The sequence below is a fragment of the Bibersteinia trehalosi USDA-ARS-USMARC-188 genome (assembly GCF_000521725.1).
GTDB lineage: Bacteria > Pseudomonadota > Gammaproteobacteria > Enterobacterales > Pasteurellaceae > Bibersteinia > Bibersteinia trehalosi.
Map to the genome: position 1 here is coordinate 1996492 of NZ_CP006954.1, position 13647 is coordinate 2010138.

The window sequence follows — 13647 nt, forward strand, 5'->3', positions numbered from 1 at the left end:
AACCTCAAACATTTTAAGAATCTTAAACGGTTTAAGATTAAATAACATTAACAACTACACTTGATTGCTTTTGTTCAATCAAGATTTTGAACTACTCAGACTTTCACTTGAGGGCGTATGCAATACGCCCCTACAGAAAATCTCTCAGTTTTCAGCTTGTTTCCAATTTTTTAAAGAACAGTAAGACAATAAAAATCATCTTTAAATGGCGTCCCCACGGGGATTCGAACCCCGGTTACCGCCGTGAAAGGGCGATGTCCTAGGCCTCTAGACGATGGGGACAACATTTAAAGATGCTTTCCACTTTGCCATATCAAAGGTCGTATATTCTAGCGTTTTTGCAAGATTTTTCAAGCCCTATACCGCTTGTCTCACTCACCCGCTCAACCTTTACTCATTCATATCAAACAATCTGTGTGAACACTTGCAGTCGTTTTAGTTATCTTGGTAAGGAGGTGATCCAACCGCAGGTTCCCCTACGGTTACCTTGTTACGACTTCACCCCAGTCATGAATCATACCGTGGTAAACGCCCCCCTTGCGGTTAAGCTATCTACTTCTGGTACAACCCACTCCCATGGTGTGACGGGCGGTGTGTACAAGGCCCGGGAACGTATTCACCGCAACATTCTGATTTGCGATTACTAGCGATTCCGACTTCATGGAGTCGAGTTGCAGACTCCAATCCGGACTTAGATGCACTTTCTGAGATTGGCTCACCATCGCTGGCTCGCTACCCTCTGTATGCACCATTGTAGCACGTGTGTAGCCCTACTCGTAAGGGCCATGATGACTTGACGTCATCCCCACCTTCCTCCAGTTTATCACTGGCAGTCTCCTTTGAGTTCCCGACCAAATCGCTGGCAACAAAGGATAAGGGTTGCGCTCGTTGCGGGACTTAACCCAACATTTCACAACACGAGCTGACGACAGCCATGCAGCACCTGTCTCATGGTTCCCGAAGGCACTCTCATATCTCTACAAGATTCCATGGATGTCAAGAGTAGGTAAGGTTCTTCGCGTTGCATCGAATTAAACCACATGCTCCACCGCTTGTGCGGGCCCCCGTCAATTCATTTGAGTTTTAACCTTGCGGCCGTACTCCCCAGGCGGTTGATTTATCACGTTAGCTACGGGCACCAAGCTTAAAGCCCAATCCCCAAATCAACATCGTTTACAGCGTGGACTACCAGGGTATCTAATCCTGTTTGCTCCCCACGCTTTCGCACATGAGCGTCAGTATATTCCCAAGGGGCTGCCTTCGCCTTCGGTATTCCTCCACATCTCTACGCATTTCACCGCTACACGTGGAATTCTACCCCTCCCTAAAATACTCTAGATAGCCAGTCTGAAATGCAATTCCCAGGTTAAGCCCGGGGCTTTCACATCTCACTTAACTATCCGCCTGCGTGCCCTTTACGCCCAGTTATTCCGATTAACGCTCGCACCCTCCGTATTACCGCGGCTGCTGGCACGGAGTTAGCCGGTGCTTCTTCTGTGACTAACGTCAATTGCTTTGTCTATTAAACAAAACACCTTCCTCATCACCGAAAGAACTTTACAACCCGAAGGCCTTCTTCATTCACGCGGCATGGCTGCATCAGGGTTCCCCCCATTGTGCAATATTCCCCACTGCTGCCTCCCGTAGGAGTCTGGACCGTGTCTCAGTTCCAGTGTGGCTGGCCATCCTCTCAGACCAGCTAGAGATCGCAGGCTTGGTAGGCCTTTACCCCACCAACTACCTAATCCCACTTGGGCTCATCTTATGGCAGGTGGCCCGAAAGTCCCACCCTTTAATCTCTCGATATTACGCGGTATTAGCTACCGTTTCCAGTAGTTATCCCCCTCCATAAGCCAGATTCCCAAGCATTACTCACCCGTCCGCCACTCGTCAGCAAAGAAGCAAGCTTCTTCCTGCTACCGTTCGACTTGCATGTGTTAAGCCTGCCGCCAGCGTTCAATCTGAGCCATGATCAAACTCTTCAATTCAAAAAGTTTAATCGCTCAATAACTGCTAGCTATAAATCGCTTTATTTCTATTAAATAGAAGTAATGAATTTCTAGTTTAAGCACCTATTAAGACTTCAAAATTAAAAAATATTTTTAACTAATCAATCAACAAGTGCCCACACAGATTGTCTGATATATTGTTAAAGAACAAAAAAGAACGACGCACTGGAAAATTTATCTTTGCAACAGTGCGTCGTTGCGATGGCGTGCATTATAGAGATTTCAAAATCCTTTGCAAGCGCTTTTTTGCAAAAAATCTAAAAAAAATGACCGCTTGGCGAACTTTTCTTCGTCGCGCTGAAATTAACGACTATAAGCGGTTAATTTTTATAAAAATTCTACAAAACGTGATCTATATCACAAAAAACAACATACTGAATTTAAGAACTACTGCTATCATATTACTCTTTTTATTCTTCTATAATCTCAAAAAAGGAAAAACTATGAGCCAATTAGACGCATTACGCGAAATGACTGTTGTGGTTGCAGATACTGGTGATATTGATGCAATCAAAGCCTATCAACCAGAGGATGCTACAACTAATCCATCTTTAATTCTCAGCGCTTCTGCTTTGCCACAATATGCTCCCTTAATTGATGAAGCCATTGCTTATGCTAAAGCACAAAGTGATGATAAAGCACAACAGCTAATTGATGCGGAAGATAAACTTGCGGTTAATATTGGTTTGGAGATCTTGAAAGTAGTAAAAGGACGCATTTCAACTGAAGTGGATGCTCGTTACTCTTATAATACAGAACAAACTATTGCAAAAGCACGTAAGCTGATCAAACTTTATAATGATGCAGGTATTGCAAATGATCGCATTCTGATCAAAATTGCCTCTACTTGGCAAGGAATTAAGGCTGCTGAGCAACTAGAAAAAGAAGGGATCAACTGTAATTTAACCCTGTTATTCTCCCAAGCACAAGCGCGGGCTTGTGCTGAAGCAGGTGTTTATCTCATTTCACCATTTGTTGGTCGCATTTTAGACTGGTATAAAGCTAATTCAGATAAAAAAGAGTATATGCCGGCGGAAGATCCTGGGGTGATTTCTGTTACATCTATTTATAACTATTATAAACAACACGGTTATAATACTGTTGTGATGGGCGCAAGCTTCCGTAATGTTGGCGAAATTACTGAATTAGCCGGCTGTGACCGTCTCACTATTGCTCCTGCATTATTAAAAGAGTTGCAAGAAGCCAATGCTGAATTACCACGTAAACTAGCTTACAATGGAGAAATTAAAGCGCGCCCAACGCCAATGAGCGAAGCAGAGTTCTACTGGGAACATAACCAAGATCCTATGGCGGTAGAAAAACTTGCAGAAGGTATCCGCAAATTTGCTATTGACCAAGAGAAATTAGAAGCAATGCTTAGTGCAAGATTATAATTTTTCAGCAAATTTCTAATAGAAACGAACCGCTTGTTATGTTACAACAGTCACAACAAGCGGTTCGTTTTTATGTAAATATGACAAAATTACATGGCAGTTGAATTCTGATTAAACCCATCTTTTGGTGTACGCTGATAATCGAGATTTAGCATTTCATTTGCCATAAACCAATTAAGTTCTAGCTCTATTTCGCCTTCTGCAAATGAACCTAATTCATAAGGAGGATACACAAACACAATACCATTCGGGATAAAATAGAAATTCTCTGAAACACGAAACTCTTCTGGCGTAGTAAAACCATTATATTGTCCATTTTCATCAACACGCTGTTCACGATAAGTCTGCCATAGTAATGCTTTGAGCTTTTCTCTCTGCTTTGTATTAATAAGCTCATTTAAAGTGAGAACTTTTCTTTTATTAATATCAATATTGACATAGTGTGTCATATACATACCATGCGCTCCCCCCATATACTCATCTACCCGCATAGAAAATGAAACAAGATGGTTACGCTGTCCTAAATATTGGCTTTCAAGGGAACTATGCATGCCAATAACGGGAAATTCTTTTATATTTTCGATTAACGTATCATAAACTTGTTGTAGGTGCTGAACTGCCGTTTCTGGGCTAATTTCATCTTGTTTCGACAAAACTTGCTGAGAATTTAGCAGGCCTTCGTTTCCTGCCTCAATGTGCAAGATAAATTGCAAAAATTGAGTCAATAATAGCTGATCAAGCCACTGCACTTTAGTTTTGGGAATAGATGCAAAAACTCGTACTTCGCTTGATTCAAGCGAATAATCTTCCTTTTGAGCTTGGGTTAATTCAACATGTTCCGATTTGTTAAACAGAGCCTCAATTTCAACATTTAATGCAGGAAACCGTTTTTTTGCCTGTTCTATTTCTGCTTGAGAAGCCCTCAGCTGACTTTCCAACTGCATAATAGTTTTTTCCGCATCCAACAGCTTTTGCGTGTTGATCTTATCTTCACAGCCTGTTATTAGAATAACAGTGCTTATTAATAATGCGAGGCATGATTTTTTCATAACAGATCCTTTGCAAAAAATTCTAAAAATATAACCGCTTGTTGTAGAAAAATCCCCTATACCGTGTTGCAGTACAGGGGATAGTTATTAATCATCTAAGAAACTACGTAATGTTTCTGAACGGCTTGGATGACGCAGCTTACGTAAGGCTTTCGCCTCAATTTGACGGATACGCTCACGGGTCACATCAAACTGTTTACCGACCTCTTCTAATGTATGGTCTGTATTCATATCAATACCAAAACGCATACGCAAGACTTTTGCCTCTCGTGGAGTCAGCCCTTCTAGGACTTCATTCGTCGCAATACGTAAACTTTCTGCTGTTGCAGAATCCAGAGGCAACTCAAGTGTGCTATCTTCAATAAAATCACCTAAATGTGAATCGTCATCATCACCAACAGGCGTTTCCATAGAAATCGGTTCTTTAGCAATTTTCAGCACTTTACGAATTTTATCTTCTGGCATACCCATTTTTTCTGCTAATTCTTCTGGTGTTGCCTCACGTCCCATCTCTTGTAAGCATTGACGTGAAATACGATTAAGTTTATTAATCGTTTCGATCATATGTACAGGAATACGGATCGTACGTGCTTGATCAGCAATCGAACGTGTGATCGCTTGGCGAATCCACCACGTAGCATAAGTGGAGAATTTATAACCACGGCGATATTCGAATTTATCCACCGCTTTCATTAAACCAATGTTACCTTCTTGGATTAAATCTAAGAACTGTAAGCCGCGATTAGTGTATTTTTTCGCAATAGAGATAACTAAACGCAAGTTTGCTTCTACCATTTCGGTTTTTGCTTTACGCGCTTTTAATTCACCACTAGCAATTCGTCCACCAATTTCACGAATTTGTGCGATTGTTAATCCCGTGTTTTCTTCTAACTTCTGTAAATTAACAATATTATTGCGAATGTTATCCGCATAATCTGCAAGTTTTGGTACACCACCTTTTTTCGCATTAATCGCTTTTTCGATCCATGCATCTGAAGTTTCATTGCCTTGGAATGCTTTCAAGAAATCCGCTTTCTTCATATTCGCATATTCCACTGCATAACGCATAATCTGACGTTCCTGTGCCCGCACTTGCTTCATCATATTCTGCATTGTTTCAACTAAGAGATCGAACTGTTTTGGTACTAGACGGAACTCACGGAAAATATCGGATAGTGCTTGAATCTGGTCTCTTGCTTGCTTTTTATGACGGCCATGTTTTTGAATAGCCGCTAATGCTTTTTCGTGTTGTTCTTTTAATGCATTAAATTTCTCTCGGGCAAGCTCAGGATCGATAGAGTTATCATCCGAAGAATCCGCGGAGCTGTCGCCATCTTCGTCTTCATTTTCATCCTCTACATCAGCCGCTTCAGCTTCTTCATCCGCTAAATCTGCTTCAATATCATCAATTGGCGCGGCTTCTTCTGCATTTGGATCAACAAATGCCGTCACAAGATCTGAAAGACGCATTGTACCTTCTTCAACTTGTGCATAGCGTGCAATCAGCTCGGTTAATGCTTCTGGATATTCTGCAACCGCACATTGAACCTCATTGATCCCTTCTTCAATGCGTTTTGCAATATCAATTTCGCCTTCACGGGTAAGGAGTTCAACAGTACCCATTTCACGCATATACATACGAACAGGATCTGTAGTTCTGCCTAGCTCTGATTCCACCGTAGAAAGCACTTTAGTTGCTTCTTCTACAACATCTTCATCTGCGATATTACCGTTAAGCATTAATTCATCTGCATCAGGAGCTGTTTCTAATACTTTGATCCCCATATCGTTGATCATTTGGATAATATCTTCGATTTGATCCGCATCGACCAACTCTTCTGGTAAATGGTCGTGCACTTCTGAGATAGTCAGATAGCCCTGCTCTCGCCCTGTGGCAATTAGCTGTTCTAGCTGAGATTCTTGTTCTTCAAATTGAGATTGTTGTTCCATAATTCTATCCGTTCTGTGCGAGCAAAAATAAGGTGGGATTATACCACCGCTTTTATTGATATTTGTAAAATTTTACAGGAAATTTACCGCTTGTTAGCGGTCTGTTGATAATAACAAAATCAGCTCCTGCTTTTCTTCCACTTCTAAACCTGAACTGCGATCTTTAGCCTGCAAAATATCAATGCGCCGTTTGACTAACTTTTTGTAAAAATAATCCAACGTTTCGGTAAAAGTCTGTTCGATATATTCAGGGCTGACTAAATGATCCCAGTTAGCCAATAATTCAAGGGTACGGTAATCCTGACTGTCGCGCAAATGTTCTAGCAGCCCTCCCATTGTAATTCCTTGGTGCTGACGGCAAATGCTTGCTAGCGACAAGAACAGTGCCATCCCTTTTTCATTTGTCTCCGCAAGAAATGTCATATCTCGCGGAACAAATTCTACTAATTGAGGATTTTGCAACAGCAAAGCAATTAACAAACGCATTGGTGTACGCTCAATCTTTGGTAATGCAACTTGTTTCAATCGCATTTTAGCTGGCTGCTGAGCTGGAAGTATTGTTTCAAGCTGTGACGCGTCGATCACTCCCAATTTCTGCCCCAGCATATCTCGTAAATATAACCGTAACATTTCACCGGGGATGCGTTTAATTAATGGAACAGCAAGACTCGCGAGCTTAGACTTGCCTTCTTTCGAACTTAAATCAACCTGAGTAATCAATGAGTCAAACAAGAAATCGCTAAGTGATTGTGCTGTCTGTAAATAACTTTCAAAGCCATCTTTACCCTGCGAACGCACAAAGGTATCGGGATCTTCCCCGTCTGGTAAAAAGATAAATTTAAGCTGTCTGCCATCGTATAAATAAGGTAAAGCATTTTCCAAAGCGCGCCATGCAGCTTCTCTCCCAGCGCGATCACCATCATAACAGCATATAATCTGTTCTGTGACCCGAAACATTGCTTGAATCTGCTCACCTGTTGTTGCGGTACCGAGTGATGCCACAGCATTATCAATACCAAATTGAGCCAACGCAACAACATCCATATAACCTTCAACAACTAGCAAACTCGTTGGGGTTTCATTGATTTGTAGCACTTGCCACAACCCATATAATTCACTGCCTTTATGGTAAGTTGCAGACTCAGGAGAATTCAGATATTTTGGACGCTCATCACCCAATACTCGACCACCAAAAGCAATCACTCTTCCTCGCCTATCCCGAATGGGGAACATTATCCGATGACGAAAGCGATCATACACTCGCCCATTATCGTTTTTTGATAACATGCCAGTATCAAGTAATTTTTGCACTTCATCTTGATTACGACCAAAATAGCGTAATACGGTATCCATTGAATTCGGCGCAAAGCCTATTTCAAATTTTTCAATGATTTCTGCTGATAAGCCACGTTGAATAAGGTATGACAAGCCGTTTTCATCTTGCGCTAAGACCGCTCGATAAAAAGCAGAGATCTGCTCCATCAATTCATACAAATCGCGCTTAGTTTTAAAACTTACCTGCGCTTTAGCATCCCGAGCATTGAGATTCTCGCGTGGCACTTCAAGATTATGTAATGCGGCAAGTTCCTCTACCGCTTCCGGAAATTCAAGCCGCTCATATTCCATTAAAAATGTAATCGCATTACCATGCGCTCCACAGCCGAAGCAATGGTAAAACTGCTTAGTAGGGCTAACACTAAACGAAGGTGTTTTTTCATGGTGGAAGGGGCAACAGGCTTGATAATTTCGTCCTGCCTTTTTGAGTTTAACTCGGCTGTTAATTAGCTCAACAATATCAGTACGTGCCACAAGATCATCAATAAATGAACGTGGAATAGTGCCTTTCATTGATCCTCCTGTAGCCTAAGAATAAGCGGTTAATTTTGTGAAAAATTTTGCAAATTATTTCCCTAAATAAACCGCTTGAAATCGATATGCTAGAAATGTCAAAACCGTGATCCCCAAAGGTTTCACGGTTTTAACTAAATCGTTATTAACTAATAAATTAGTATAAACGGGTGTTGCGTGCGTTCTCGCGAGCATTACGTTTAGCGTGACGTTTAGCTAAAGATGCTTTCTCACGTTTACGAATTGTAGTCGGTTTTTCGTAGAATTCACGAGCACGAACTTCTGCTAAAAGACCTGCTTTTTCGCAAGAGCGTTTGAAACGACGTAATGCAACGTCAAATGATTCATTTTCACGAACTTTAATTACTGGCATAAGCCATCACCTCAGAAAAAATATTTAAATTAACCGCACAATTAGGTGGCGGCATAGAACTAAAAAAGGTGTCGCATTCTACCGCAGGCTTTTGGGGAAGTAAAGACTTTAATTAAAGGAATTATGTAAATATCTTTTATCCTTTCTGATTGTTAAAAAACTTCTTGCTCCTTTTTTTCCTTATGGTATCTGATTTCCAGTGTATAAATAATTAAGAAGATATGCCTATGCCAACGAAACAAATAGCTATCACAAGGAGCATTATTTATTCCACGACGAAGGCTAGGCTAGTGCTTGACATTGATTATATCTCAAGCTAGAATTCTCCGTCCTTTCTTTACTGAAAGGCTTTTTTATTGTTTTTTTATTTTAACTGGAGCTTTTTAATGGCAACTATCAACCAATTAGTACGCAAACCGCGTGTGAAAAAGGTTGTAAAAAGCAACGTTCCTGCATTAGAGGCTTGCCCGCAGAAACGTGGCGTGTGTACTCGTGTGTACACTACAACTCCTAAAAAACCAAACTCTGCATTACGTAAAGTTTGTCGTATCCGTTTAACTAACGGTTTTGAAGTAACTTCTTATATCGGTGGTGAAGGTCACAACCTTCAGGAGCACAGTGTTGTATTAATCCGTGGTGGTCGTGTTAAAGACTTACCAGGTGTGCGCTACCACACTGTACGCGGTGCATTAGACTGCGCTGGCGTGAAAGATCGTAAACAAGGTCGTTCTAAATACGGCGTTAAACGTCCTAAGGCTTAATGGAACTCCGTTAAGTAAGGCCAAACGTCTAATTTAGTCAAACTAATTTAAACCATAAACTCCAGTCAAAAGCATATACTTATGCAAAGATGAGTTTTGGATAACCCTGAAAATTTTTTTATACGGAGAAATTCCCAATGCCACGTCGTCGTCGTATTGAACCTCGCAAGATTCTTCCAGATCCAAAATTCGGATCAGAATTACTTGCAAAATTCATCAACGTTTTAATGGTTGATGGTAAAAAATCTATCGCAGAATCAATCGTTTACGGTGCATTAGAAACTTTAGCACAACGTTCTGGTAAAGAAGCGTTAGAAGCATTTGAAGTAGCACTTGAAAACGTTCGCCCAACTGTAGAAGTTAAATCTCGTCGTGTTGGTGGTTCTACTTACCAAGTACCAGTAGAAGTTCGCCCAGCTCGTCGTAACGCTTTAGCAATGCGTTGGATCGTTGAAGCAGCTCGTAAGCGTGGTGATAAATCAATGGCTTTACGTCTTGCTAATGAATTATCTGATGCAGCAGACAATAAAGGTTCAGCAGTGAAAAAACGTGAAGATGTTCACCGTATGGCTGAAGCTAATAAAGCGTTTGCTCACTTCCGTTGGTAATCGATTTTTGATTTTTGTAGGCTTCATCTCAAAGGTTGCGATGAAGCCTATTAAGTATATAAATTCTAGAGAATTCATTAAAGGTAATAATAATGGCTCGTACAACTCCTATTGAGCGCTATCGTAATATCGGTATCTCAGCTCACATTGACGCAGGTAAAACAACGACCTCTGAACGTATCCTTTTCTATACAGGTAAAAGCCACAAAATCGGTGAAGTACACGATGGCGCGGCAACCATGGACTGGATGGAACAAGAGCAAGAGCGTGGAATCACAATCACCTCAGCAGCAACAACTGCATTCTGGTCTGGCATGTCTAAACAGTTCCCAGAACACCGTATCAACGTTATTGATACTCCAGGACACGTAGACTTTACTATCGAAGTAGAACGTTCAATGCGTGTTCTTGACGGTGCAGTAATGGTTTACTGTTCTGTTGATGGTGTTCAACCACAATCTGAAACTGTATGGCGTCAAGCTAACAAATACCAAGTACCACGTATTGCGTTCGTAAACAAAATGGACCGTACTGGTGCAAACTTCTTACGTGTTGTTGAGCAAATCAAAACTCGTTTAGGTGGTAACGCAGTTCCTCTACAACTTCCTATCGGTGCAGAAGATAGCTTCACTGGTGTAGTTGACTTAATTAAAATGAAAGCGATCAACTGGAATGAAGCAGACCAAGGTATGACCTTTACTTACGAAGATATTCCAGCAGATATGGTTGAAGCTTGTGAAGAATGGCGTAACAACCTTGTTGAAGCAGCAGCAGAAGCATCTGATGAATTGATGGATAAATTCTTCTCTGGTGAAGAATTAACCGAAGAAGAAATTAAAGGTGCATTACGTCAACGCGTTCTTGCTAATGAAATCATCCCTGTTTGCTGTGGTTCTGCATTCAAAAACAAAGGTGTTCAAGCAATGCTTGATGCTGTAATTGAATACTTACCGGCACCAACTGATATTCCTGCAATTAAAGGTATCAATGAAGATGAAACTGAAGGTGAGCGTCACGCAAGCGATGATGAGCCATTTGCAGCATTAGCATTTAAAATTGCAACTGACCCATTCGTAGGTAACTTAACCTTCTTCCGTGTTTACTCTGGTGTGGTAAACTCTGGTGACACTGTTTATAACTCAGTGAAAATGAAACGTGAACGTTTAGGTCGTATCGTACAGATGCATGCGAATAAACGTGATGAAATCAAAGAAGTTCGTGCAGGTGACATCGCAGCAGCAATCGGCTTAAAAGATGTGGGCACTGGTGATACTTTATGTACCCAAGATGCACCAATTATCCTTGAGCGTATGGAATTCCCTGAGCCAGTAATCTCTGTAGCGGTAGAACCAAAAACTAAAGCTGACCAAGAGAAAATGGGCTTAGCATTAGGTCGTTTAGCACAAGAAGACCCTTCATTCCGTGTTCACACTGATGAAGAATCTGGCGAAACCATCATCTCTGGTATGGGTGAGTTACACTTAGACATCATCGTTGACCGTATGAAACGTGAGTTCAAAGTGGAAGCAAACATCGGTAAACCACAAGTATCTTACCGCGAAACTATCCGTACTCCAGTTAAAGATGTTGAAGGTAAACATGCAAAACAATCTGGTGGTCGTGGTCAATACGGTCACGTTGTGATTGACTTATACCCATTAGATCCTGAAGGTCCAGGTTATGAATTCGTGAACGAAATCAAAGGTGGTGTAATTCCTGGTGAATACATTCCTGCGGTTGATAAAGGTATCCAAGAACAGCTTAAATCTGGCCCATTAGCAGGTTACCCAGTAGTAGATCTTGGTGTTCGTTTACACTTCGGTTCATACCATGATGTGGACTCATCTGAACTTGCGTTCAAACTAGCAGCATCATTGGCATTCAAAGCTGGTTTCGCGAAAGCAAACCCAGTATTACTTGAGCCTATTATGAAAGTGGAAGTAGAAACTCCACCTGAATATGTCGGTGATGTAATCGGTGACTTAAGCCGTCGTCGTGCAATGGTAAACGGTCAAGAAGCAAACGAGTTTGTTGTTAAGATCAATGCAGAAGTTCCGCTTTCAGAAATGTTCGGTTATGCAACAGACTTACGTTCACAAACTCAAGGTCGTGCATCATACTCAATGGAACCATTAAAATACGCTGAAGCTCCTTCAAGCGTTGCTGCAGCGGTTATTGAAGCACGCAAAAAATAATTTTTATCTTTAAACTCCACCGTATATTTTGATACGGTGGGATTTCAACAACAAAGGAAACTTAAAAATGGCAAAAGAACAGTTTAACCGTGGTGATAAAGTCCACGTAAACGTGGGTACAATCGGTCACGTTGACCATGGTAAAACCACTTTAACAGCAGCAATTACTACCGTTTTAGCAAAACACTTCGGTGGTGCAGCTCGTGCATTCGACCAAATCGACAATGCACCAGAAGAAAAAGCGCGTGGTATCACCATCAACACTTCACACGTTGAATACGAAACCGCAACTCGTCACTATGCTCACGTTGACTGCCCAGGACACGCGGACTATGTGAAAAACATGATCACCGGTGCGGCACAAATGGACGGCGCTATCTTAGTAGTAGCAGCAACAGACGGTCCTATGCCACAAACTCGTGAGCACATCTTATTAGGTCGCCAAGTAGGTGTTCCATACATCATCGTATTCTTAAACAAATGCGACATGGTAGATGACGAAGAGTTATTAGAATTAGTTGAAATGGAAGTTCGTGAACTTCTTTCTCAATACGAATTCCCAGGTGATGACACACCAATCGTACGTGGTTCTGCGTTACAAGCATTAAACGGCGTACCAGAGTGGGAAGAAAAAATCCTTGAATTAGCAGGTCACTTAGACTCTTACATTCCAGAGCCAGAGCGTGCGATTGATAAACCATTCTTATTACCAATCGAAGACGTATTCTCAATCTCTGGTCGTGGTACTGTAGTAACAGGTCGTGTTGAGCGTGGTATCATCAAATCAGGTGAAGAAGTAGAAATCGTTGGTATCAAAGAAACTACCAAAACTACTGTAACTGGTGTTGAGATGTTCCGTAAATTACTTGACGAAGGTCGTGCAGGTGAGAACGTAGGTGCATTATTACGTGGTACTAAACGTGAAGAAATCGAACGTGGTCAAGTACTTGCGAAACCAGGTTCAATCACGCCACACACAGACTTCGAATCAGAAGTTTACGTATTATCAAAAGAAGAAGGTGGTCGTCACACTCCATTCTTCAAAGGTTACCGTCCACAGTTCTACTTCCGTACAACTGACGTAACAGGTACAATCGAGTTACCAGAAGGTGTTGAAATGGTAATGCCAGGCGACAACATCAAAATGACTGTAAACTTAATTCACCCAATCGCAATGGACGAAGGTTTACGTTTTGCGATTCGTGAAGGTGGTCGTACAGTAGGTGCGGGCGTTGTAGCGAAAATCATCAAATAATTAGATTAATTATTTGCGCATTGCAAGATGCAGAAAAGGCAGGCTGGAAAGTCTGCCTTTTGTTTTTCTTGCCGTGATTAAGCATTTGCCCGCAAAAGGAATGCAAGCGGTCAAATTCTGATAATCTTTTGCAAGCTATTTTTACAAAATAGTCATTGGTAAAGGTTGAGATACATTCATAAATCAAGGAAAATAACCAATTGTT

At 41.4% G+C, this 13647-nt stretch carries 9 protein-coding genes, 1 tRNA gene and 1 rRNA gene; 5 read left to right on the forward strand and 6 right to left on the reverse strand.

What is annotated here, in order from left to right:
• Positions 1-206: 206 nt before the first annotated feature.
• Together F542_RS09020 and F542_RS09025 are read right to left on the reverse strand one after the other, a co-directional pair.
• Positions 207-282, reverse strand: a tRNA-Glu gene (locus tag F542_RS09020).
• A 166-nt stretch (positions 283-448) separates the two neighbouring features.
• Positions 449-1988, reverse strand: a 16S ribosomal RNA gene (locus tag F542_RS09025).
• A gap of 464 nt (positions 1989-2452) precedes the next feature.
• Between F542_RS09025 and tal the strand changes: the two genes are divergently transcribed.
• Entirely contained in the window at positions 2453-3403 is a 951-nt protein-coding gene (gene tal, locus F542_RS09030) for a transaldolase (protein WP_025267366.1), read from the forward strand.
• Between the two features lie 89 nt (positions 3404-3492).
• Here the strand turns inward: tal and F542_RS09035 are convergent, their stop codons facing one another.
• From F542_RS09035 to rpsU, 4 genes are all read right to left on the reverse strand, one after another.
• Entirely contained in the window at positions 3493-4452 is a 960-nt protein-coding gene (locus F542_RS09035) for an RsiV family protein (protein WP_025267367.1), read from the reverse strand.
• An 87-nt stretch (positions 4453-4539) separates the two neighbouring features.
• Complete coding sequence (gene rpoD / locus F542_RS09040) at positions 4540-6402, reverse strand: RNA polymerase sigma factor RpoD (RefSeq protein WP_015431793.1); 1863 nt, start codon at positions 6400-6402, stop codon at positions 4540-4542.
• Positions 6403-6495: 93 nt separating this feature from the next.
• Complete coding sequence (gene dnaG, locus F542_RS09045; RefSeq protein ID WP_015431792.1) at positions 6496-8250, reverse strand: DNA primase; 1755 nt, start codon at positions 8248-8250, stop codon at positions 6496-6498.
• 157 nt (positions 8251-8407) lie between these two features.
• Complete coding sequence (gene rpsU, locus F542_RS09050; RefSeq protein ID WP_005598703.1) at positions 8408-8623, reverse strand: 30S ribosomal protein S21; 216 nt, start codon at positions 8621-8623, stop codon at positions 8408-8410.
• Positions 8624-9009: 386 nt separating this feature from the next.
• Here rpsU and rpsL point away from each other — a divergent pair, with 386 nt between their 5' ends.
• The 4 genes from rpsL (at position 9010) to tuf (ending at position 13442) form a co-directional block, all read left to right on the forward strand.
• Complete coding sequence (gene rpsL / locus F542_RS09055) at positions 9010-9384, forward strand: 30S ribosomal protein S12 (RefSeq protein WP_005543325.1); 375 nt, start codon at positions 9010-9012, stop codon at positions 9382-9384.
• A 137-nt stretch (positions 9385-9521) separates the two neighbouring features.
• The gene (gene rpsG, locus F542_RS09060; protein WP_015431791.1) at positions 9522-9992 is read left to right on the forward strand and encodes a 30S ribosomal protein S7; all 471 of its coding nucleotides are present in this window, start codon (positions 9522-9524) and stop codon (positions 9990-9992) included.
• Between the two features lie 92 nt (positions 9993-10084).
• Positions 10085-12187 carry an elongation factor G gene (gene fusA / locus F542_RS09065; RefSeq protein ID WP_025267368.1) on the forward strand — a complete coding sequence of 701 codons (2103 nt, stop codon included), beginning with the start codon at positions 10085-10087 and terminating at the stop codon, positions 12185-12187.
• A gap of 67 nt (positions 12188-12254) precedes the next feature.
• Entirely contained in the window at positions 12255-13442 is a 1188-nt protein-coding gene (gene tuf / locus F542_RS09070) for an elongation factor Tu (protein ID WP_015431789.1), read from the forward strand.
• Positions 13443-13647 lie beyond the last annotated feature (205 nt).

Excerpts from the sequence above, each read along its gene's own strand:
- tal (WP_025267366.1), top strand. The coding sequence starts at position 2,453 with ATGAGCCAATTAGACGCATTACGCGAAATGACTGTTGTGGTTGCAGAT.
- F542_RS09035 (WP_025267367.1), bottom strand. The coding sequence starts at position 4,452 with ATGAAAAAATCATGCCTCGCATTATTAATAAGCACTGTTATTCTAATA.
- rpoD (WP_015431793.1), bottom strand. The coding sequence starts at position 6,402 with ATGGAACAACAATCTCAATTTGAAGAACAAGAATCTCAGCTAGAACAG.
- dnaG (WP_015431792.1), bottom strand. The coding sequence starts at position 8,250 with ATGAAAGGCACTATTCCACGTTCATTTATTGATGATCTTGTGGCACGT.
- rpsU (WP_005598703.1), bottom strand. The coding sequence starts at position 8,623 with ATGCCAGTAATTAAAGTTCGTGAAAATGAATCATTTGACGTTGCATTA.
- rpsL (WP_005543325.1), top strand. The coding sequence starts at position 9,010 with ATGGCAACTATCAACCAATTAGTACGCAAACCGCGTGTGAAAAAGGTT.
- rpsG (WP_015431791.1), top strand. The coding sequence starts at position 9,522 with ATGCCACGTCGTCGTCGTATTGAACCTCGCAAGATTCTTCCAGATCCA.
- fusA (WP_025267368.1), top strand. The coding sequence starts at position 10,085 with ATGGCTCGTACAACTCCTATTGAGCGCTATCGTAATATCGGTATCTCA.
- tuf (WP_015431789.1), top strand. The coding sequence starts at position 12,255 with ATGGCAAAAGAACAGTTTAACCGTGGTGATAAAGTCCACGTAAACGTG.